The organism is Micromonospora sp. NPDC049257 (genome assembly GCF_040678915.1).
Classification (GTDB): Bacteria; Actinomycetota; Actinomycetes; order Mycobacteriales; family Micromonosporaceae; genus Micromonospora; species Micromonospora antibiotica.
In genome coordinates this window covers 67,233-88,018 of record NZ_JBFAQU010000020.1, presented here as the reverse complement: position 1 = coordinate 88,018, position 20,786 = coordinate 67,233, and the positions used below count along the sequence as shown (strand labels likewise).

Here is a 20,786-nt window from a genome sequence, read left to right as displayed (position 1 = left end):
CCAGGATGGGCGCACCGATCGGCAATGCCCCCAGGACCGACCGTAACCAGGTACGCCCCCCCGCCCGTCACGCAGACCGGATCGGCGCCGGTCCGTCACCGCCGCGCGTCCGGGAGACACCCCGTGTCCCCCGTCCTGCGGCGGGTCGACGTCATGACCGGCCGCCCACCGTCGCCCGACTGTCGGCGTCCGACCTCCCCGTTTCGTACCCCGCCCGACGGCGGGCGCTGCCGCGCGCCGTCGGCCCGTCGTGCACCCCCAGGAAAGGTGGCCCGAGATGTCTCGTTCCGCACTGCCCCGCCGCTGGCGGCGGCTACCCGCCGCCACGGCTGCCGGCGTGGCGTTACTGCTGCTCGCCGGCCCGGCGACCGCCGGCACCGCCGCCCCGCCCGACCGGGAGGCCGACGCCCCGATCGGGCTCGAACGCTCCGCCGACGAGCAGGCCGACGTGGTGGAGGTGGTGGTCGACGGCACCGCTGCGCTGGACGAGCTGGTCGCCACCGGGGTCGACCTCGACCACCATGTCACCCGGACCGCGCAGGGCATCGTGGTGCACGCCGTGGTCACCCCGACCGAGGTCGCCGCGCTCAAGCGGAGGGGCTACCGGGTCGGTGCCGTGCTGCACGACGCGGCCGACTCCGCGCAGCGGGTCAGCGAGCGGGACGCGACGATCGCCGCCCACCAGGCCGAGAACCGGGCGTACACGGCGACCCTGCAGCGCAGCGCCGCCGCCTCCGACGTGAAGATCATCCGGGCCGACTACTACACCTCCGGCACCAACCAGGTGCTCTCGGTCGAGGCGAAGTGGGCCCAGGGTCAGACCTCCACCAGCACGCTGACCGTGGCACGCGACAGCGGCCCCGGCACCGAGATCGGCTCCGGCGGCACCCAGAACATCTCCCGGTTCGTCGACGCCGGGGTCTACCTCTATCACCGGGGCGCCGCCGCCGTCACCGCCCGGCCGCAGCGCATCCAGATCACCAGCCCCACCGGGGACGTGGCGGTCGCCGAGGTGAAGGAGTGGCTGCCCATCCCGGCCGACAGCCCGGAGGGGCCGGGCTACCAGAAGGACTTCGTCACCAGCTACCTCACCCCGACCGAGCTGTACGACCGGATCAAGCGGCTGGCCGACGCCTACCCGCAGCTCGCCGAGGTGGTGAAGCTGCCCTACCAGACCAACGGGTACCGGCGTAAGGCCCAGGTCGTGCTCGGCGGGACCAACGCCACCCGGGTCGCGGTCGACTCGCTCGCCTGGGGGCACGAGGGCGGCAACGACCTCACCGTCGAGCTGGCCGACCCGGGCGCGGCCGACCGGCCGCTCACGGTCACGGTGACCGGCAAGGCCATCCGGGTCAGCCTGGCCACCGACGCCACCGGGGTGGTGACCAGCACCGCCGCCCAGGTCGCCGCGGCGCTGACGGCCGAGGCGGGTGCGCTGGTCACGGCGTACACCTACCGGGGGGACGCCGGCGCCGGGGTGGTCGCGCCGGTCGCGCCGACGCCGCTGTCGGACAACCTGAAGGCACCCGCGGGGGTCTCCCGCGACCCGCACCCGGTGTACGCCATCCGGATCGGCAAGTACCGCGACGGCTCCCGCACCGGGGTGCTCGCCTACGCCCAGGAGCACGCCCGCGAGTGGGTCCCGCCGCTGGTGACCATCGAGACCGCCGAGCGGCTGCTGCGCAACCACGCCACCGACGAGAACACCAAGCAGCTGCTGCGCACCCTGGACATCTGGATCGTGCCGTCGATCAACCCGGACGGCGGGCACTACTCGTTCTACGACTACGCCTCGCAGCGGCGCAACATGACCAACCACTGTGCCCCGGGCGGCGCCACCGACGCGCTGGCCCGCAACTCGTGGGGGGTGGACAACAACCGCAACTACACCGAGTACAGCCTCTTCGACGGCTACTCGGGGGCGTCGGCGAGCTGCACCAGTGACACCTACGCGGGGCCGAGTGAGCTGTCCGAGCCGGAGAACCGCAACGTCGACTGGCTGGCCCAGCGGCCCAACATGAAGTTCTCGATGAACCTGCACTCCTCCGGCAACTACTTCATGTGGTCGCCGGGCGCGTACGCCACCCCGGGCCGGATCTCCGCGCCCCGGCCGACGCTCGCCGACGAGTCGTTCTTCTGGGGCGCGTCGTCGCGCATCCTCACCGCGATCAAGCGGCACCGCAACATGGCGGTCACCCCGGCCCGGACCGGCCCGATCTCCGACGTGCTGTACTCGGCGGCGGGCAACTCCGGCGACATGCTCTGGTACAAGTACGGCATCTACGCCTGGAACTTCGAGGTGGGCACCAGCTTCCAGCCCACCTGGGACGAGGCGCACCAGGAGACCATGGAGTTCAGCAACGGCCTGGTCGAGCTGCTGCGGGTGGCCCGGGACTTCGACAAGGACAAGAAACGCCCGACCAGCACCCTGGCGGTCACGCCGAGCGCCACCGAGGGCACCGTCAGCGTCCGGTTCGACACCAGCGAGCCGGCGGCGGTGTTCTACACCCTCAACGGCTCCCGGCCGACGTTCGACTCCACCCTGTACGCCTCGGCGGGCATCCGGGAGGGGGGCGAGACGCTGACCGTCCCGGCCGGCACCAAGGTGCACTGGTTCTCGGTGGACGCCGCCGGCAACATCGAGCGCAACTACCGCCCGGACGACGACAGCTTGACCTTCAACCGGGGCTGGGCGACCCTGCCCACCGGCTGACGCCGACACCAGCGGGGGTCCGCGCGGTCGGACCCCCGCCGGTCGGCCCGGGTCAGTCCTGCGCCCGCCACCGGTAGAACTCGGTGGCCACGGCATCGAGCGGGCTGCCCCAGGTGTCCGGGTCGAACGGGCTGATGTACGGGCTGAGATCGTCCATGATCTTGGCGAAGACCGGTTGGTCGTGGCGTTGCTCCACGGCGCCGTCGAACGGCTCGCCGACGCGCTCCAGCACGTGCAGGTAGACGTCGTCGATCGAGTACAGCCACCGCCCGGTGACCCCCATCATGGCGGGCAGCGGGCCGGCGTCGGACTCGGCGAAGATCTGCGCGACGGTGGGTTCCGCACCGGGCTTGATCCGGGCCACGATGACCGTCCGGCTCGGCTCGCCCGCGTCGGCCGGCGGCTCGGCCGGCGCCCAGGAGTAGAACTCCTTCGCCACCGAGTCCGACGGGTTCTTCCAGTCCCTCGGGTAGGGCGTCACGTACGGGGCGATCTGCTCGGCGATCTGCTGGAAGGCGGGCAGGCCCCGGGTCTGCCCGGTCACCTTCGGGTCCGCGTCGCGCTCGATCAGGTGGATGTAGAGGCCGTGGAACGACAGCAGGGTCCGCCCGACCACGCCCAGGTCCTGCGGCCGGGTGGTCCGGTCGTAGTACCCGAACACGTCGGCGACGGTCTGCTCGCTGCCCGGCACCATGGAACAGACGATCACGTTGCGGAAGGTCATCGGAACTCCTCGGGGATCAGACGGTACGGGTCGGCTCGGTGGGACGGGGGCGACTGGCCGGCGGGTACGACACCGGCGGGGCGGAGGCGGTGAACCGGACCGGCAGCTCCAGCAGCCCCCGGAACGGGGACGCCGCCGGCAACCGGCGCAGCTCGGTGGGCGGCACCCCGAGGCGCAGCCCGGGCAACCGGCGCAGCAGTGCCGCCAGGGCGATCTGGGCCTCCATCCGGGCCAGGGAGACCCCGAGGCAGTAGTGCACGCCGTGGCCGAAACCGAGGTGCGGGCCACGGACCCGGCGCAGGTCCAGCCGGTCCGGGTCGACGAAGTGCGCCGGATCGTGGTTGGCGGCGTTGAGCACCACCCCGACGATCGACCCGGCCGGGATGCGTACCCCCTGGTATTCGACGTCCTCGGTGGCGACCCGAGGGCTGGCCACCGGCAGCGGGCCGTCGAAGCGCAGCAGTTCCTCGATCGCCGAGGGCAGCAGGTCCGGGGTGTCGCGCAGCAGGTCGAGCTGGTCGGGGTGGGTCAGCAGGGCCACCGTCGCGTTGCCCAGGAAGTCGGCGGTGGTCTGGTGCCCGGCGAACAGCAGCAGGAAGGTGGTGGTGACCAGCTCCGCCTCGGACAGCCGGCCGTCCTGGTCGCAGGCGTCGATCAGCGCACTGATCATGTCGTCGGCCGGGACCACCCGTTTGGCGGCCACCAGCTCCACCAGGTAGTGGTGCAGCCGTACCTGCGCCTCGCCGACCGCCGCCCGCTCCTGCGCCGGGGGTCGCCGCGCCGACCCCGAGGTCCGGATCACCTGGGTCCAGTCCAGCACCCGCTCCTGGTCGGCCCGGGGCACCCCGAGCAGCTCACAGATCACCACCATCGGCAGCGGGATCGCGAAGTCGTGCATCAGCTCGGCCCGACCCTGCGCGACGAACCCGTCGATCAGGTCGTCGACGATCTGCCGTACCCGGGGGCGCAACGCCTCGATCCGACGCGGCGCGAACGCCTGCGACACCATCCGGCGCAACCGGGTGTGCTCCGGCGGGTCCGCGTTGAGCATGTTGCGGTTCAACGCCTCGGAGTTCGGGCCGAAGAGCTGCAGGTAGTGCTGGCCGGGTCCGTAGAGGTCCTTGGACAGCCGGGGGTCGGTCAGCGCCGCCCGCGCGTCGTCGAACCGGGTGAGCAGGTACGAGTCGAACCGGGGCGAGCTGACCGGGCAGACCGGGGCGTCGGCCCGCAGCCGGGCGAAGGACGGGTAGGGGTCGACGGCGAACTGGTCGGTGTAGAGCTGCGCGGCGGGTACCGGCTCGGTCATCTGGTCTCCTCGGGTGCGCTGGGCATGCTGTGCAGCACCTGGTAGGTGTGCCGTTCGGCGGATTCCCGCAGGTCCCGCACCACCCGCAGCAGCCGGTCACGGTGTTCGCTGCGGCCGAAGGCGTCCAACCGTTCCCGGTCCACCCAGTCACTGATGATCAGATAGCTGCGCGGGTCGTCGGCGTCGCGGACGAGGTCCTGGCGCAGGCACCCGTCGAGCAGCCGGATCTGTGCCGCCGCCGAGAGCCACTCCGCCTCGAACCGCTCCGCGCAACCCTCCCGGGTCCGCATCGCGAGCACCGTGCGCACCGCCGTCATCGCGCACCCCCGAACACCAGGTGCAGGTTCTTGCGCAGCGCGTCGGCGTCGACCGGTTGGCTGCGGAAGCCGACGTGCCCGTCCGGGCGGATCAGGTACAGGGCGGTGCCGGTCACCCCGTACCGGGCGCGGAACTCACCCCCGGCGTCGCGCAGCACCGGCGGCGCGAGCAGCCCCGGGTCGTCGGCGTCCGGGCTGATCAGCAGGTACGCGTCGACCTCACCCCGGGTCAGGGCACGGACGTCGGCGCAGAGCCCCGACACGGCCGCCACCGCCGCCGGTTCGGCCGAGGCGTCGGCGTAGACCAGCAGGGTGTGCCGGGTGCCGCCGGTCAGCTCGCGCAGCCGCAACGGGTGCCCCACCCCCCGCCGGGTCAACCCGCCCAGGTCGGGGGCGCACTCACCGGGGCGCGGGCCGGCGCGCAGCCCCTCCGGGTCGGTCACGCACTCCCCGACCAGCGGGCTGTCGGCATAGCTGAGCAGCAGCGACATCTCCTGGCGGAACTGCCGTTCCAGGTCGGCACGGTCCAGTTCGTCGGTGAACGCCATCCGAACCGCCCGGCCGACGATCTCCTCGCCCTCCGGGCGACGTTCGGCCTCGTAACTGTCGAGCAGGCCGGGGGCGGCCAGCCCCCGCGCCGCCAGCGCCACCTTCCAGGCCAGGTTCCAGGCGTCCTGGATGCCGGTGTTCATCCCCTGTCCCCCGGCCGGCGGGTGCAGGTGGGCCGCGTCACCGGCGACGAAGACCCGGCCGTGGCCGTACCGGTCGACGATGCCGTGGCTGATCCGGAACACCGACGACCAGCGCAGGTTCGCCGCCCGGGTGCCCGGTGGGGCCAGCCGGGTAAGCGCCGCCTGCACGTCGTCGAGGGTCGGCTCGGCCAACTCCTCGCTGAACCCGGGCGGGGCGTCCCGACCGCCGGTCTGGGCGAAGAACCGGGGTGGCGCGAGGGTCGCGATCCGGTACCGGCCCGCACCGCGCAGCGGTACGCAGACCAGCATGCCGTCCATCTGACCGTCGGTCTCGTGCAGGAACCGCAGCAGGTGCCCCGGCGGCATGTCCCAGTTCACCTCGACGTCGGCGAGCATGAACAGCTGCGGGAACCGGCCCAGCCCGCCCGAGAACGTCAGCCCGAGCAGGTCACGGACCCGGCTGTGCGCGCCGTCGGCGCCGATCAGGTACTGCGCCCGGACCGTCTGGGTGCCGCCCCCGGCGAGCGCCAGGGTGGCCAGTACGCCGTCCGCGCCCTGGGTGAACCCGGTCAGCTCCGCCCCGCGCTGCGGCCGTACGCCGAGGGTGGCCAGCCGCTCGGTGAGGATCCGCTCGGTCTCGTACTGGGGCAGGCCGAGGTGCGCGTACGGCAGGTCGGGCAGCTCCCAGCTCATCCGGTGGGTCTGGGTGCCGTTGACGAACACCACGTTGCCGGTGAGCCAGATCCCGGCGTCCATCGCCTCCCGCGCGATGCCCTGCTGCGCCCAGATCTCCATCGTGCGGCAGTGCACCCCGATGGCCTTGTCCGCCTGACCGGGCGGGGCGGCCCGCTTCTCCACCACCTGGCAGTCGATGCCGCGCCGGGCCAGCTCGACGGCGGCGGTCAGCCCGGTCGGCCCCGCCCCGACGATGAGTACGTCCGTTGTCGTGTGCACGTCGGTCTCCCTACCGGTACTGGCTGCCCGGTCGGTGCCGGGGTGAGCCGCGAGGTGGAACAGTCGGCGGCGGAAGTCGAGCAGGAACGGCGCGATCGGCCCGGCCTCCTCCCGCGCGTGCGCCGGGTTGGCCACCCAGCGGTGGAACTCCGCCTCGGTGCGCCACTCGGCGAAGATGTGGTGGACGTCGGTGTCGGGCTCGCGCAGCAGCTCCTCGCGCAGGTAGCCGGGGACCCCGGCCATCCGGGCGGTCACCTCGGCGTGGCCGCGGTGGAACTCGGCGAGCCGGGCGGCCGGGACGGTGACCTCGACGTCCACCAGGAGCGTCGGGTGCCCGCCGGGCCGGTCGCGCATCACCCGCCGGTCGGCGGCGGTGGGCGGCGCGCACCCGGCACGCAGGGCGTCGGCGAGGCCGGCGGCCACCGGGCCGCGCTCGTAGTCGAGCAGGGCGTCGTCGTCGACCCACTCGGTGGCGATGACGAACGTACGCGGGTCGTGCGCGTCCACGAACAGGTCCCGACGCAGGTTGCCGGGCAGCGCGTCGAGCTGTGCCGCAGCCGTGCGCCAGGCCGACCGGACGGCCTGTTCGGCACCGGGGCGCGCGCGGATCCGGAGCATTGTCCTGATCATGGAGTCTCCTTGACGGCCTGCCCGTGACGAGGGTCCCGACCGCCGGGACCTGCACCGGCGCGTCGTCGCTCGACCCTGTCGCAGCGCGCGTCACCCCGGCGTCACCGGCCGGGCGGCTCGGGTCGACCCCCGTTGACGCCGCCGGGACGGCCCACCCACCCGGACCGTTCCCGCCGCCGGACGCACACCGACGGCCGGTACCGCACGCTCACGGCGGGACCGGTCGGGGTGGCTCAGGGGCGGCGGTTGCCGCTGCTCGCACGGACGACGAGGACCGGTTCGACCTGGGGGCGGGGCGCGTCCGCGCCCGCACCGTCGAAGAGTTCCAGCAGCGCCGCCACGCACCGCCGGCCGACCTCGTCGAAGTCCTGCCGCACCGTGGTCAGTGGCGGGGAGAGGTATTCGGCCTCGGGGATGTCGTCGAAACCGACCACGCTGACGTCTTCGGGAATCCGGGCGCCCCGCTGGTGCAGGGCGCGCAGCAGACCCAGCGCCTGGTGGTCGTTGGCGCAGAAGACCGCCGTCACGTCGGGGCGCTCCACCAGGGACTGGCCCAGCTCGTAGCCGGCCCGGGGGCTCCAGTCGCCGACGATGACCGGCGGGACGCGGCGGCCCGCCTGCTCCAGGGTCTGCCGCCACCCGTCGACCCGGTCGCGGGCCTCCAGCCAGTCCCGGGGACCGGCGATGTGCCACACCGTCTCGTGGCCGAGGTCGAGCAGGTGCCGCACCGCCAGCCGGGCACCGGCCACCTGGTCGACGGAGATGCTGGGCAGTTCGCCGCGTTCCCCGCTGGCCTCGACCACCACCGCGGGCACCCCGGTGGGCAGGCCGTGCACGGCGACCGACGCCGTCATCATCGGGGTGATGACGACGACGCCGGCCACCGACTGCTCGGTCAGCGCGTCGATGGCCGAGCGCATCCCGCTACGGTCCAGCCGCTCCAGGGTGACGATGCTGATGCCGTACCCGGCGGCGCGGGCGGCCCGCTCGATGCCCAGCAGGGTGGCCGCCGGGCCGAACAGGATGGTGTCGAAGCTGACCACGCCGATGACCCGGGAGCGGCGGCCGGCCAGCCCCCGGGCCAACGCGTTGGGCCGGTAGTTGAGCTGGTGCACGGCACGCAGCACCCGCTCCCGGGTCTCCGGCCGAACGCTCGGGTGGTTGTTGAGCACCCGGGACACGGTCTGGTGCGACACCCCGGCGAGTTGCGCGACGTCGCTCATCACCGCGGCGCGTTCGGGCCGCTGCTGGCCCATGGCGGGTCAGAAACCCCGGGCCAGGCGGTAGTAGGCCTGGTTCCAGCGCAGCTCGTCGGCGAACCGGCGGGGGGTCGTGTCGGCGTCGATGACGACCAGTTCGGTGCCGACCATCTCGGCGAGGTCGTGCAGCTCCTCGACCCCGACGGCCTGGGACAGCACCGTGTGGTGCGGGGCGCCGGCGGTGAGCCAGGCCTCCGCCGACGCGGCCAGGTCCGGCCGGGGCCGCCACACCGCCCGCGCCACCGGCAACTTCGGCAGCGGGTACGGCGGCGCGACCACGTCGATCTCGTTGGCGACCAGCCGGAACCGCTCCCCCATGTCGGCCAGGCCGAGCACCACGGCCGGGCCGGGCTGGGCGTCGAAGACCATCCGGACCGGGTCCTCCCGGCCACCGATGCCCAGCGGGTGGATCTCGACGTTCGGGGTGGCCGCCGCGATGGTCGGGCAGACCTCCAGCATGTGCGCCCCGAGCACCAGTTCCCGACCCGGGGTGAGGTCGTAGGTGTAGTCCTCCATGAACGAGGTGCCACCGGTGGTGCCGACGGACATCGACTTGAGCGTGCGCACCAGCACCGAGGTCTTCCAGTCGCCCTCACCGCCGAAGCCGTACCCGTCGGCCATCAACCGCTGCACGGCCAGGCCGGGCAGCTGACGCAGCCCGCCCAGGTCCTCGAAGTTGGTGGTGAAGGCGCGGAACCCACCGGCGTCGAGGAAGTCGCGCAGCCCCGCCTCGATCCGGGCGGCGTAGCGCAGCGAGTCGTGCCGGTCGCCGCCGGAGCGCAGCGCGGCGACCAGGCGGTAGCTGTCGTCGTACTCCTTGACCAGGTCGTCGATGCGCGCGTCGGCGACCGCGTCGACGGCCTCGACCAGGTCGTTGACCCCGTAGGTGTTGACCGAGACGCCAAAGCGCAGCTCGGCCTCGACCTTGTCCCCCTCGGTCACCGCGACGTCGCGCATGTTGTCGCCGAAGCGGGCCAGCCGCAGCGACCGCATCTCGGCGTGCCCGATCGCGGCCCGGGTCCACGCGCCGATCCGGGCGGCGACCCGGGGGTCGCTGACGTGCCCGGCGACGGTCTTGCGGGCGACACCGAGCCGGGTCTGGACGTACCCGAACTCCCGGTCGCCGTGGGCGGCCTGGTTGAGGTTCATGAAGTCCATGTCGATCTCGGACCAGGGCAGTTCCACGTTGGCCTGGGTGTGCAGGTGCAGCAGCGGGGTACGCAGCGCGTCCAGCCCCGAGATCCACATCTTGGCCGGCGAGAAGGTGTGCATCCACGCGATCACCCCGACCGCACCCTGCACGGCGGCGTCGCGGCAGACGGCCAGGATCTCGGCGCTGGAGGTCAGCACCGGCTTCCAGACCACCCGGGCCGGGACGGCCGGGTCGGCGTCGAGCCGTTCGGCGATCCGTCGGGACTGCTCGGCCACCTGGCGCAGGGTCTCCGGGCCGTACAGGCCCTGGCTGCCGGTGAGGAACCAGACCTCGGCGACCGGGGATGGGTTGGTCATGGGCGTTGCCTTCCGGTGGGACTGGCGAGGGTCACTTGGTACGGATACCAACGAGGCGTTGGAGCAGGATGAACACGAACAGCAGGCCACCAATGACGATCTTGGTCCACCACGAGTTGAGCGTGCCGTCAAAGGTGATCAACGTCTGGATGATGCTGAGCACCAGCACCCCGAGCAGGGTGCCGAAGACGTACCCGGAGCCGCCGGTGAGCAGGGTGCCGCCGATGACGACCGCCGCGATCACGTCCAACTCCATGCCCACCGCGATCAGCGGGGCACCCGACAGGGTGTAGAACGACAGCAGGATGCCGCCGATCGCCGAGCAGAGGCCGCTGATCGTGTAGACCGCGATCTTCGTACGGCCCACCGGCAGGCCCATCAGCAGCGCGGACTGCTGGTTGCCGCCGATGGCGTACACGTTGCGCCCGAGCCGGGTGTACGCCAGCACGGCCGCCGCCACGGCCACCACCGCGACGGCGATCAGCGCGCCGACCGAGACGAAGTTCTCGCCGAGGTGGATGCGGTGCTGGGCGGCGCTGGTCCAGAACCCGTCGGTGATCGGGATCGAGGTGGTGCTGATCCAGGTGCACACCCCCCGGGCGAAGAACATCCCGGCGAGCGTGACGATGAAGGGTTGGATCTCGAAGAAGTGGATCACGCAGCCCATCGCGAACCCGAGGATCGGGCCGAGCAGCAACGCGATCACCAGCACCAGGGCGGGGTGCAGGCCGTTGCCCAGCAGGGAGGCCGACACCATCGCGGTCATCGCCACCACCGACCCGACCGACAGGTCGATGCCCCCGGTGAGGATGACGAAGGTCATCCCCACCGCGACGACCAGCAGGAAGCCGTTGTCGATGAAGACGTTGAAGACGACCTGGATGTTGGAGAACGCCTGGTACTGCGAAACACCGATGGAGTACATAACCAGCAGCAGCGCTGCGGTGGCGAGCACCGGCACGTGCCGGGGTGGCACCCGCCACCAGGCACGGCCCGGGCGGGCGGCCAACGGGGTCGTGGTCATGCCGGAACCTGCTCCTTCTCTGTGCCGACCGGCTCCACCGGAGTCACCGGGACGCTGCGCCGACGGCGGAACCGCGCCCGGAAGGCCGGGGCCTGGATGAGACAGACCACGATCACCACGACCGCCTTGAACAGCAGGGACGTCTGCGGGTCGATGTTCATGGCGTACACCGAGGTGGTGAGGGTCTGGATGAGCAACGCGCCGACCACCGTGCCGCCGAGGTAGAACCGGCCGCCGGCCAACGCGGTGCCGCCGATGACCACGGCCAGGATGGCGTCCAGCTCGACCCAGAGCCCGACCGCGTTGCCGTCGGCGCTGGAGACGTTCGCCGTCATCATGAACCCGGCGATGGCCGCGCAGGCGGCGCTCACCACGTACACCAGGAAGGTGATCCGCCGGGAACGGATGCCGGCCAACCGGCTGGCCTCGGCGTTGCCGCCGACCGACTCGATGATCATGCCGAGCGCGGTACGCCGGGTCAGCACCGCCACCAGCAGGGTCACCGCGAGGGCGATGACGATCGCGAACGGCAGGGTCAGCAGGTGCCCCACCCCGATCACCTTGTAGGGCCCGCTGTTGATGGTGATGATCTGCCCTTCGGCGATCAACTGGGCCAGGCCCCGGCCGGCCACCATCAGGATCAGCGTGGCGATGATCGGTTGGATGCCGATGCCGGCGACCAGGATGCCGTTCCAGGCACCGAGCAGCAGGGCCACCCCGAAGCCGAGCGCCACTGCGGTGAGCACCACGCCCAGACTGTTCTGGTCGGGCTGCTCGCTGATGTAGAGGCAGGCCACCGCACCGGCGACCGCCGCCACCGCACCCACCGAGAGGTCGATGCCGCCGGTGGCGATCACCAGGGACATGCCCAGGGCGACCAGGATCAGCGGGGCGCTGAGCCGGACGATGTCGATCAGGCTGCCGTAGAGGTGGCCGTTCTTCAGCTCGATCGACAGGAAGCTCGGCCGGTAGACGGCGTTCGCGACCAGCAGCAGCACCAGCACCACGAGCGGCCAGAACAGCCGGTGGCTGGTGACGCCCGCAGCGCGGGCCCGTACGGTGCTCATGCCGGCACCGACCCTTCCTGGGAGCTGCCGCTGGCGATGACCTGCATGACGCGGGCGGCATCGAGGCTGTCGTCGTTGGTGAGTTCGGTGACCAGCTGCCGGTCGCGCATCACGGCGACCTTGTGGCTGAGCCGCAGCACCTCCTCCAGCTCGGCGGAGATGAACAGCACCGCCATTCCGCCGTCGGACAGCTGCGCCACCAGACGCTGGATCTCGGTCTTGGCGCCGATGTCGATGCCCCGGGTCGGCTCGTCGAGGATCAGCAGCCGGGGTTCGGTGATCAGCCACCGGGCCAGCAGCACCTTCTGCTGGTTGCCGCCGGACAGGTTGCGCACCGGCATCTCCGGATCGGCCGGCCGGATGCTCAGCGCCTTGATCCAGTGCTGGACCAGTTCGTCCTGCCGGCGGCGCGGCACCGGCCGCAGCCAGCCCCGGGCCGCCTGCATGGCCAGGATGATGTTCTCCCGCACCGACAGCTCGCCGACCAGTCCCTCGGTGCGGCGGTTCTCGGAGCAGAACGCGATGTCCCGGTCGATGGCGGCCACCGGGTTGCGGATCGCCACCGGGGCACCGTCCACGGCGAGCCGGCCGGCATCGGCGCGGTCCGCGCCGAAGAACAACCGGGCCACCTCGGTACGCCCCGAGCCGAGCAGGCCGGCCAGGCCGACCACCTCGCCCTGGTGGATGGTGAGGCTGAACGGCGCGACGGAACCGGACCGGCCGAGCCCGTCGGCCGCCACCAGGGGGGTGCCCTGTTCGAGGGCCGCCCGGTCGCCGCCGCTGGTCGCCTCGTCGAGGCGCTCCAGGGCGTCCAGCTCCTTACCGATCATCTTCTCCACCAACGCGATCTGCGGCAGTTCGCTGGTGAGGTACTCGCCGACGAGCCGGCCGTTGCGCAGCACGGTGATCCGGTCGGCGATGGCGTACACCTGGTCGAGGAAGTGGGTGACGAAGATGATCGCGATGCCGTCGTCGCGCAGCTGCCGCATGATCCGCATCAGCTGGGCCACCTCGTCGGCGTCCAGGCTGGAGGTGGGCTCGTCGAGGATCAGCACCCGGGCCCGGATGTCGACGGCGCGGGCGATCGCGACCATCTGCTGCACGGCCAGTGAGTAGTTGCCGAGCAGTTCGCTGACGTCGATGTGCAGGTCGATGCGGGCCAGCAGCTCCTGCGCCCGGCGGCGCATCTCGCGCCAGTTGACCGCGCCGAGCCGGCGCGGCTCCCGGCCGATGTAGATGTTCTCCGCCACCGACAGGTTGGGTAGGAGGTTGACCTCCTGGTAGACGGTGCTCACCCCGGCGGCGGTGGCCTGCATCGGGCCGGAGAAGGAGACCTCGTCGCCGTCGAGTGTGATGGTGCCGGAATCGGTGCCGTAGACGCCGGTCAGCACTTTGATGAGGGTGGACTTCCCGGCGCCGTTCTCGCCCATCAGGGCGTGCACCTCACCGGGGAAGAGCCGGAGGTCGACGCCGTCGAGGGCGCGGACCCCGGGGAAGAGCTTGCTGATCGCGGTCATCGTCAGGACCGGATGCCTATCCGACATCCCACCGAACCTTTCCTCGGAAGCGGAGGCCGCCGCGCCGAACGCGGCGGCCTCCGGTCAGATCAGTACTTCCGGTTGGGCAGAGCAGTCTTGGCCTGCTCCTGGGTGAAGGTGGTCTCCTCGGTCTCGACCCGGGCGGGGACCTCCTCGCCGGCCTTGACCTTCTTGGCCAGGTCCATCAGCTGCGGGCCGAGCAGCGGGCTGCACTCCGCGATGAAGTTGAACTTGCCGTCGGCCAGCGCCTGCATGCCGTCCTTGACCGCGTCGATGGTGATGATGGTGATGTCCTTGCCGGGCGTCTTGCCCGCCGCGGTGATCGCCTCCAGCGCACCCAGGCCCATGTCGTCGTTGTGCGCGAAGAGCACGTCGATCTTCGGGTTGGCCTTGAGGAACTGCTCCATGACCTGCTTGCCGCCGGCCCGGGTGAAGTCACCGCTCTGCGAGGCGACGACCTTCAGGTTGGGGTTGGCGGCGATCGCCTCGGCGAAGCCCTTCTTGCGGTCGTTGGCCGGGGCCGAACCGGTGGTGCCCTGCAGCTCCACGATGTTCACCGGGCCGGTCGCGGCCGACTTCTCCTTGACCAGCCACTCGCCGGCGAGCTTGCCCTCCTTGACGAAGTCCGAGCCGATGAAGGTCTTGTAGAGGCTCTTGTCGGCCGAGTCGACGGCCCGGTCGGTCAGGATCACCGGGATCTTGGCGTCCTTGGCCTCCTTGAGCACGGTGTCCCAGCCCGACTCCACCACCGGCGAGAAGGCGATCACGTCGACCTTCTGCTGGATGAAGTTGCGGATCGCCTTGATCTGGTTCTCCTGCTTGCCCTGGGCGTCGTCGAACTTCAGCTCGTAGCCGGCCTCGGTGGCCGACTCCTTGATCGAGTTGGTGTTCGCCGTGCGCCAGCCGCTCTCCGCGCCGACCTGCGAGAAGCCGATGACCAGCTTGCCGCTGCCGCTGCCGCCGCTCTTGTCGTCACCGCCGGTGTCGCTGTTGCCGCAGCCGGCGAGTCCGCCGGCCAGCAGGCCGACGGCGAGCATCGCGCCGAGGCCACGTCGGGTGAGGGTAATACCGGTCTTCGCCATGTGAAGACTCCTTGTACGGGGATGAGGTGGGGGATGGTGCTACTTGGGGAAGGACCGGCCGGACGGCACGCCGGACGGACCGGACCTTCCAGGGGTGGTGCATCGGGTTGCGGTGGATCGACCGGACCGCACGGGGCGGCCGGTGGCGAGGACGGGCGGGGCCGCGGTTACGGCCCCGGTTGCCCGTAGACGTTCTGGTAGCGGTGGTAGAGGGAGTCGATGTCGGCCTGGGCCATCGGCACGGGGGTGCCGAGCGACCGGGCCAGGTGCGCGGTCCGGGCCACGTCCTCGCACATGACGGCGGCCTTCACCGCCGAGCGGGCGTCCCGGCCGATGGTGAACACGCCGTGGTTGCGCATCAGCACCGCCGGTGAGCGGTGCCCGGACAGGGTCGCCACGATGCCCTTGCCGATGTCGTCGCCGCCGATGAGCGCGAACGGACCGACCGGGATCTCGCCGCCGAACTCGTCGGCCTGGGCGGTGAGGTGGCACGGGATCGCCTCGCCGCAGGCGGCCCAGGCGGTGGCGTACCCGCTGTGGGTGTGCACCACGCCGCCGACCTCGGGCATCGCCCGGTAGACGTAGGCGTGGGCGGCGGTGTCGCTCGACGGTGACAGGTCACCGTCGACCACGACCCCGTCGAGGTCGCAGACGATCATGTTGTCGGGCCGCAGGTCGTCGTAGGACACCCCGCTCGGCTTGATCACCATCAGCTCCCGGCCGGGCACCCGGGCCGAGACGTTGCCGGCCGTCCAGGCCACCAGGTTGTAGCGCACCAGCTCGCCGTGCAGGGTGGCCACCTGCTCGCGCAGCCGGGCCACCTCGGCGTCGAGGTCGAGGGTCATGCCGGCACCTCCAGGGGGTGGGTGGTCGGGTCGGCCGTGGGGTTGACGGCGGGGCGGCGGGCCGCGTTGCGGATCGCCCGCAGCCGCAGCAGCACGTCGTCGCCGCCCCGACCGAAGTGGTCGTGCAGCCGGCGGTACTCGGCGTAGAGCGCGTCGTAGGCGCGGGCCCGCTCCGGGTCGGGCCGGTAGACCTCGCGGTCGACCCGGCCCATCGCCGCCGAGGCGGTCGGCACGTCGGGGTACGCCCCGGCCGCGACCGCCGCGTGGATCGCCGACCCGAGGGCCGGACCCTGCGCCGAACCGATGATGCCCAGCGGACGCCGGGTCACGTCGGCGTAGATCTGCATCAGCAGGCTGTTGTTGGTGAGCCCGCCGGCCACGATCAGCTCGTCGACCGGGACGCCCGCCTCGGCGAACGCCTCGATGATCATGCGGGTGCCGTACGCGGTGGACTCCAGCAGCGCGCGGTAGACGTCCGGCGGCCGGGTGGCCAGGGTCAGCCCGACGAGCACCCCGCTGAGGTCGTGGTTGACCAGCAGGGAGCGGTTGCCGTTCCACCAGTCCAGGGCCACCAGGCCGTGTGCGCCGACGGGCTGGGCCGCGGCGGCGGCGGTCAGCTCCTCGTGGGAGGCGAACCCGGCGGGGGCGGCGTGCTTGACGAACCAGCCGAAGATGTCACCGACGCCGCTCTGGCCGGCCTCGTAGCCCCAGGAGCCGGCGCTGATCCCGCCGTCGACCACCCCGCACATGCCGGCGACCTCGGCCCGCTCGGTACCGTTGACCACGTGGCAGGTGGAGGTGCCCATGATGGCGACCAGCCGGCCGGGGGTCAGCGCCTGCGCGGCGGCGGCGGTGACGTGGGCGTCGACGTTGCCGACGGCCACCGCGATCCCCTCCGGCAGCCCGGTCCAGGCGGCGGCCTGCGCGGTGAGCCCGCCGGCCCGCGTGCCGAGCTGCGCCAGCGGCCCGTCGATCTTGGCGACGAAGTCGGCGAAGCCGGGGTTCAGCGCGGACAGGTAGGCCGGGGACGGGTAGTGGCCGTCCTGGAGCAGCCCCTTGTAGCCCGCGGTACAGACGTTACGGGTCTCGATGCCGCACAGCTGCCAGACGATCCAGTCGGCTGCCTCGATCCAGCGCTCGGCGCGGGCGTAGACCTCCGGGTCCTCCTCCAGCAGCTGCAGCCCCTTGGCGTACTGCCACTCGGCGGAGATCTTGCCGCCGTAGCGGCCGATCCAGGACTCGCCCCGGGAGTGGGCCAGCGCGTTGATCCGGTCGGCCTGCGGCTGGGCGGCGTGGTGCTTCCACAGCTTCACCCAGGCGTGCGGGCGGGTACGCAGGTCCGGCAGCTCGCACAGCGGCGTGCCGTCGGCCAGGGTGGGCAGCACGGTGCAGGCGGTGAAGTCGATGCCGATGGCGACCACCTGGGCCGGGTCGACGCCGCTCGCGGCGAGCGCGGCGGGTACCGCCTCGCGCAGCACCTCGCGGTAGTCGTCCGGGTCCTGCAGCGCCCAGTCGGCCGGCAGGGGCTGGCCGTCGGCGGCGAGCGTCGTCTCCATCACCGCGTGGCGGTACTCGTGCACCGCCGTGCCCAGCTCGGCGCCGTCGCCGACCCGCACCACCAGCGCCCGACCCGACAGCGTGCCGTAGTCGACGCCGACGACGTACCGGTCCTGCGGGTTCGCGCCTGCATCCATGCCGTTCTCCGTTCAATCGTTGGGGGCAAGTGTTAGCGCTCACATGGAATCCGTCAAGGCGCATCCATGTAACACTGCCGTAACCATCCTGAGCGGCCCCGGCACGGCATCCACCATCACCGCTGCGACCAGCCATCGAGCAGCCGGCATGCGACGACCAGGTGAGCGGTCACATCCCTTCGTCCGGGCCGGCCCTTGACACGCCCGCGCGGGCGGTTCCAGACTTCGGGGCGACCACGTGGCGGGCCGACAGCCGGGCCGGACGGGCGACGACGGATGCCATCCGGCGTCGTCGCCGCCCACCGGCCACCCACGCGGAACGGACCACGGCCTTCGTCCGCGCGGCGGACCACACGGCCTTCGTCGCCACCCGAAGGAGGCCGTGTGCGGATCGTCGACGCCCGGGTCATCGTCACCTGCCCGGGCCGCAACTTCGTCACCCTCAAGATCGTCACCGACGAGGGGGTCACCGGCGTCGGGGACGCCACCCTCAACGGCCGCGAGCTGGCCGTCGCGTCCTACCTGCGCGACCACGTGGTGCCGCTGCTGATCGGGCGGGACCCGGCCCGGATCGAGGACACCTGGCAGTACCTCTACCAGGGCGCCTACTGGCGACGGGGGCCGGTGACGATGAGCGCCATCGCCGCCGTGGACACCGCGCTGTGGGACATCAAGGGCAAGGTCGCCGGCCTGCCGGTCTACCAGCTGCTCGGCGGCCGGTCCCGCGACGGGGTCACCGTCTACGGGCACGCCAACGGCGAGACCGTCGAGGACGTGCTGGTCGAGGTCGCCCGCTACGTCGACCTCGGCTACCGGGCCGTCCGGGTGCAGTGCGGCGTGCCCGGCCTACCCAAGACCTACGGGGTCAGCACCGACAAGCTGTTCTACGAGCCGGCCGACGCGGCCCTGCCCAGCGAGGCCACCTGGTCCACCGCGCGTTACCTCGCGCACGTCCCGACGGTCTTCGCCCGGGTACGCGACGAGTTCGGCCCCACCCTGCGGCTGCTGCACGACGTGCACCACCGGCTCAGCCCGATCGAGGCCGCCCGGCTCGGCAAGAGCCTGGAGCCGTACGCGCTGACCTGGATGGAGGACCCGGTCCCCGCCGAGTTGCCGGAGGGCTTCCGGCTGATCCGGCAGCACACCACCACCCCGGTCGCCGTCGGCGAGGTGTTCAACACCATCTGGGACGCCGCCCAGCTCATCCGGGAACAGCTCATCGACTACATCCGCACCACGGTGGTGCACGCCGGTGGGATCACCCACCTGCGACGCATCTTCGACCTGGCGGCGCTGCACCACGTGCGCAGCGGCTCGCACGGGGCCACCGACCTCTCCCCCGTCTGCATGGCCGCCGCCCTCCACGTCGACCTGGCCATCCCCAACTTCGGGCTGCAGGAGTACATGCGGCACACCGACGCCACCGACGAGGTCTTCCCGCACGGCTACCACTACGCCGACGGCTACCTGCACCCGGCGGAAACCCCCGGCCTCGGGGTGGACATCGACGAACAGGCGGCGGCCCGCTACCCGTACGCCCCGGCGTACCTGCCGGTCAACCGGCTGGAGGACGGCACCGTCCACCCCTGGTGAGCGCGGGACCGCCGGGGACGTCTGGGCATCCACCCCGCCGGGGTCTACCGTACGTACACAGGCGGCCACAGTAGGGTGAGGATGGTGTCATGACGACAGCACGGACCGGCGCGGGCCGGGCCCGGACGGGCCGGCTCCTCGCCACGACAGTCGCGGTGGCGGTGGGTGTGGCCGGCGGCCTGTCCGCCGGGACGCCGGCCCGGGCCGGCTCGAACGGGCAACAGGTCTACTTCGACTGGGGTCCCGCCTGGGGCCGCGCCACCCTCGAGGGCTCCAACAACAACGGGCAGTACGTGACCTCCCCGTCGATCTACCTCGGCGCCACCGGCTACGGGGCGTTGAGCGACTGGTGGTGGAAGGGGTGGGTCACCGTGCACTTCTACTACGCCGACGGGACCAGCCGGGACAGCCGTACCTGCTGGGTACCGACCGAGCAGAGCGGTTCGGACTGGACCTCCTGCTTCTGACGGTCACCGCCGGTCCCGCCGGCGGCAGGAGACCCGGCCCGCGCGCCTGCGGCCACCGCCAGCCACGTCGACGCCACGGTCAGAAGAGGTGAACATGCGGATACCGACGAGAATCGGCAGGATCGCTGTCGGTGCGGCCGTCACGATGGCCGCCGTGACCGCCGCCGCCCCGCCTGCGGTGGCCGGCTCCAACGGTCAGCAGATCGCGTTCAACTACAGCGGCCCGGCCTACGGGTTCGTCTACCTGGAGGGATACAACCAGTCAGGCGACTGGGTCTACTCCCCCTCGATCCCGCTCGACTCGTCCGGCTACGGTCAGCTCTACGGCTGGTGGTGGCGCGGGTTCGTGACCGTCAACTTCTACTATTCCAACGGGACCTGGGCCCGGGGCAGCACCTGCAACGTACCGACCGACCAGTGGGGCGACTGGACCTACTGCTGACCGTGCACCCCACCGGACGGGCGGGGTCAGCGCAGCTGCTTGACGCGGATCAGGTTGCCGGCCGGGTCGCGGAAGGCGCAGTCGCGCACCCCGTACGGCTGGTCGATCGGCTCCTGGACGACCTCGGCGGCACTGGCCTGTACCGTCTCGAAGGTGCCGTCGAGGTCGGGGGTGGCCAGCATGAGCCAGCCGTAGGTGCCCTTGGCCATCATCTCGGCGATGGTCCGGCGTTCCTCGTCGGTGACCCCGGGGTCGACCGCCGGTGGGGCCAGCAGGATCGACGTGCCGGGCTGGCCGGGTGGCCCGACGGTGATCCAGCGCATCTTGCCCGAGCCGACGTCGTTGCGGACCTCGAAGCCGAGGATGTCGCGGTAGAAGACCAGCGAGGCGTCCGGGTCGTCGTGCGGCAGGACGCAGGTGTCGATGGTGAGATCCATGCCGCTCACGCTAGGTGATGATCGTGGCGGGTGCTTCTCGATTCCTGACCGGTCGGGTCACCTGTTTGGTCAGGCACGGCGGCAACTGGGCCGACCCCTGCTCCGCAAGCGTCCGGTAGCTGCTCGGCGGCATGCCGACCAGCTCGGCGAAGCGGGTGCTGAAGGTGCCCAGCGACGAGCAGCCGACCGCGAAGCAGACCTCGGTGACGCTGAGGTCGCCCCGACGCAGCAGCGCCATCGCCCGCTCGATGCGCCGGGTCATCAGATAGGAGTACGGTGACTCGCCGTAGGCGCGGCGGAACTGCCGGCTCAGGTGACCGGCCGACATGTGCACGCCCCGGGCGAGCGCCTCGACGTCCAGCGGTCGGGCGTACTCCCGGTCGATGCGGTCCCGCACCCGGCGCAGCCGGGCCAGGTCGCGGAGCTGCTGGTCGGGGGCGGATCTGCTGCTCACCCCCGTGATCGTGCCACGTCCCGGCGTCCGGCGGGTCGG

General features: G+C 71.8%; 18 protein-coding genes. 4 read left to right on the top strand and 14 right to left on the bottom strand.

The features are described 5' to 3' along the window. The first annotated feature begins 277 nt into the window (after positions 1 to 277). Positions 278 to 2,713: a M14 family metallopeptidase gene (locus tag AB0K25_RS24350; protein ID WP_363822877.1), complete on the top strand. Its 2,436-nt coding sequence runs from the start codon at positions 278 to 280 to the stop codon at positions 2,711 to 2,713. A 52-nt stretch (positions 2,714 to 2,765) separates the two neighbouring features. Here the strand turns inward: AB0K25_RS24350 and AB0K25_RS24345 are convergent, their stop codons facing one another. The 12 genes from AB0K25_RS24345 to araB form a co-directional block, all read right to left on the bottom strand. Continuing rightward, positions 2,766 to 3,437 carry a TcmI family type II polyketide cyclase gene (locus AB0K25_RS24345; RefSeq protein WP_219462763.1) on the bottom strand — a complete coding sequence of 224 codons (672 nt, stop codon included), beginning with the start codon at positions 3,435 to 3,437 and terminating at the stop codon, positions 2,766 to 2,768. A 16-nt stretch (positions 3,438 to 3,453) separates the two neighbouring features. Further along, positions 3,454 to 4,743, bottom strand: coding sequence for a cytochrome P450 (locus AB0K25_RS24340; RefSeq protein WP_219462764.1), 1,290 nt, complete (start codon positions 4,741 to 4,743; stop codon positions 3,454 to 3,456). Next, positions 4,740 to 5,060, bottom strand: a complete 321-nt coding sequence (locus AB0K25_RS24335) for an antibiotic biosynthesis monooxygenase family protein (protein WP_219462766.1) — start codon at positions 5,058 to 5,060, stop codon at positions 4,740 to 4,742. Before AB0K25_RS24335 ends, AB0K25_RS24340 begins: the two co-directional genes overlap by 4 nt. Next, complete coding sequence (locus AB0K25_RS24330; RefSeq protein ID WP_219462768.1) at positions 5,057 to 7,336, bottom strand: FAD-dependent oxidoreductase; 2,280 nt, start codon at positions 7,334 to 7,336, stop codon at positions 5,057 to 5,059. The genes AB0K25_RS24335 and AB0K25_RS24330 overlap by 4 nt, the downstream gene beginning before the upstream one ends. A gap of 233 nt (positions 7,337 to 7,569) precedes the next feature. After that, the gene (locus tag AB0K25_RS24325; protein ID WP_244252069.1) at positions 7,570 to 8,592 is read right to left on the bottom strand and encodes a LacI family DNA-binding transcriptional regulator; all 1,023 of its coding nucleotides are present in this window, start codon (positions 8,590 to 8,592) and stop codon (positions 7,570 to 7,572) included. 6 nt (positions 8,593 to 8,598) lie between these two features. After that, positions 8,599 to 10,104 (bottom strand): L-arabinose isomerase, encoded by a 1,506-nt coding sequence (araA, locus tag AB0K25_RS24320; protein WP_208566690.1) that lies wholly within the window; start codon positions 10,102 to 10,104, stop codon positions 8,599 to 8,601. A gap of 31 nt (positions 10,105 to 10,135) precedes the next feature. Further along, positions 10,136 to 11,128 carry a galactofuranose ABC transporter, permease protein YjfF gene (gene yjfF, locus AB0K25_RS24315; protein WP_363822873.1) on the bottom strand — a complete coding sequence of 331 codons (993 nt, stop codon included), beginning with the start codon at positions 11,126 to 11,128 and terminating at the stop codon, positions 10,136 to 10,138. After that, positions 11,125 to 12,195 (bottom strand): ABC transporter permease, encoded by a 1,071-nt coding sequence (locus AB0K25_RS24310; RefSeq protein ID WP_208566692.1) that lies wholly within the window; start codon positions 12,193 to 12,195, stop codon positions 11,125 to 11,127. The genes yjfF and AB0K25_RS24310 overlap by 4 nt, the downstream gene beginning before the upstream one ends. Further along, a complete protein-coding gene (locus tag AB0K25_RS24305; protein WP_219462771.1) occupies positions 12,192 to 13,739 on the bottom strand; it encodes a sugar ABC transporter ATP-binding protein in 1,548 nt (515 codons plus the stop codon). Before AB0K25_RS24305 ends, AB0K25_RS24310 begins: the two co-directional genes overlap by 4 nt. 62 nt (positions 13,740 to 13,801) lie before the next feature. Then, positions 13,802 to 14,815, bottom strand: coding sequence for an ABC transporter substrate-binding protein (locus AB0K25_RS24300; protein WP_219462773.1), 1,014 nt, complete (start codon positions 14,813 to 14,815; stop codon positions 13,802 to 13,804). A gap of 167 nt (positions 14,816 to 14,982) precedes the next feature. Next, positions 14,983 to 15,660, bottom strand: coding sequence for an L-ribulose-5-phosphate 4-epimerase (locus AB0K25_RS24295; RefSeq protein WP_219462775.1), 678 nt, complete (start codon positions 15,658 to 15,660; stop codon positions 14,983 to 14,985). Continuing rightward, a complete protein-coding gene (gene araB, locus AB0K25_RS24290; RefSeq protein ID WP_357534346.1) occupies positions 15,657 to 17,354 on the bottom strand; it encodes a ribulokinase in 1,698 nt (565 codons plus the stop codon). Before araB ends, AB0K25_RS24295 begins: the two co-directional genes overlap by 4 nt. Before the next feature lie 384 nt (positions 17,355 to 17,738). On the opposite strand from araB, the gene manD reads away from it, so the two are divergent. The 3 genes from manD (at position 17,739) to AB0K25_RS24275 (ending at position 19,856) form a co-directional block, all read left to right on the top strand. Beyond that, on the top strand, positions 17,739 to 18,947 hold the full coding sequence (gene manD / locus AB0K25_RS24285) for a D-mannonate dehydratase ManD (RefSeq protein WP_219462783.1): 1,209 nt from the start codon (positions 17,739 to 17,741) through the stop codon (positions 18,945 to 18,947). 89 nt (positions 18,948 to 19,036) lie between these two features. Further along, complete coding sequence (locus AB0K25_RS24280; protein ID WP_219462785.1) at positions 19,037 to 19,414, top strand: hypothetical protein; 378 nt, start codon at positions 19,037 to 19,039, stop codon at positions 19,412 to 19,414. 154 nt (positions 19,415 to 19,568) lie between these two features. Further along, a complete protein-coding gene (locus tag AB0K25_RS24275; RefSeq protein ID WP_219462787.1) occupies positions 19,569 to 19,856 on the top strand; it encodes a hypothetical protein in 288 nt (95 codons plus the stop codon). A gap of 26 nt (positions 19,857 to 19,882) precedes the next feature. On the opposite strand, the gene AB0K25_RS24270 is transcribed toward AB0K25_RS24275, so the two are convergent. Next, positions 19,883 to 20,293, bottom strand: coding sequence for a VOC family protein (locus tag AB0K25_RS24270; RefSeq protein ID WP_219462789.1), 411 nt, complete (start codon positions 20,291 to 20,293; stop codon positions 19,883 to 19,885). Positions 20,294 to 20,303: 10 nt separating this feature from the next. Further along, positions 20,304 to 20,747: a helix-turn-helix transcriptional regulator gene (locus tag AB0K25_RS24265; RefSeq protein WP_219462790.1), complete on the bottom strand. Its 444-nt coding sequence runs from the start codon at positions 20,745 to 20,747 to the stop codon at positions 20,304 to 20,306. Positions 20,748 to 20,786 lie beyond the last annotated feature (39 nt).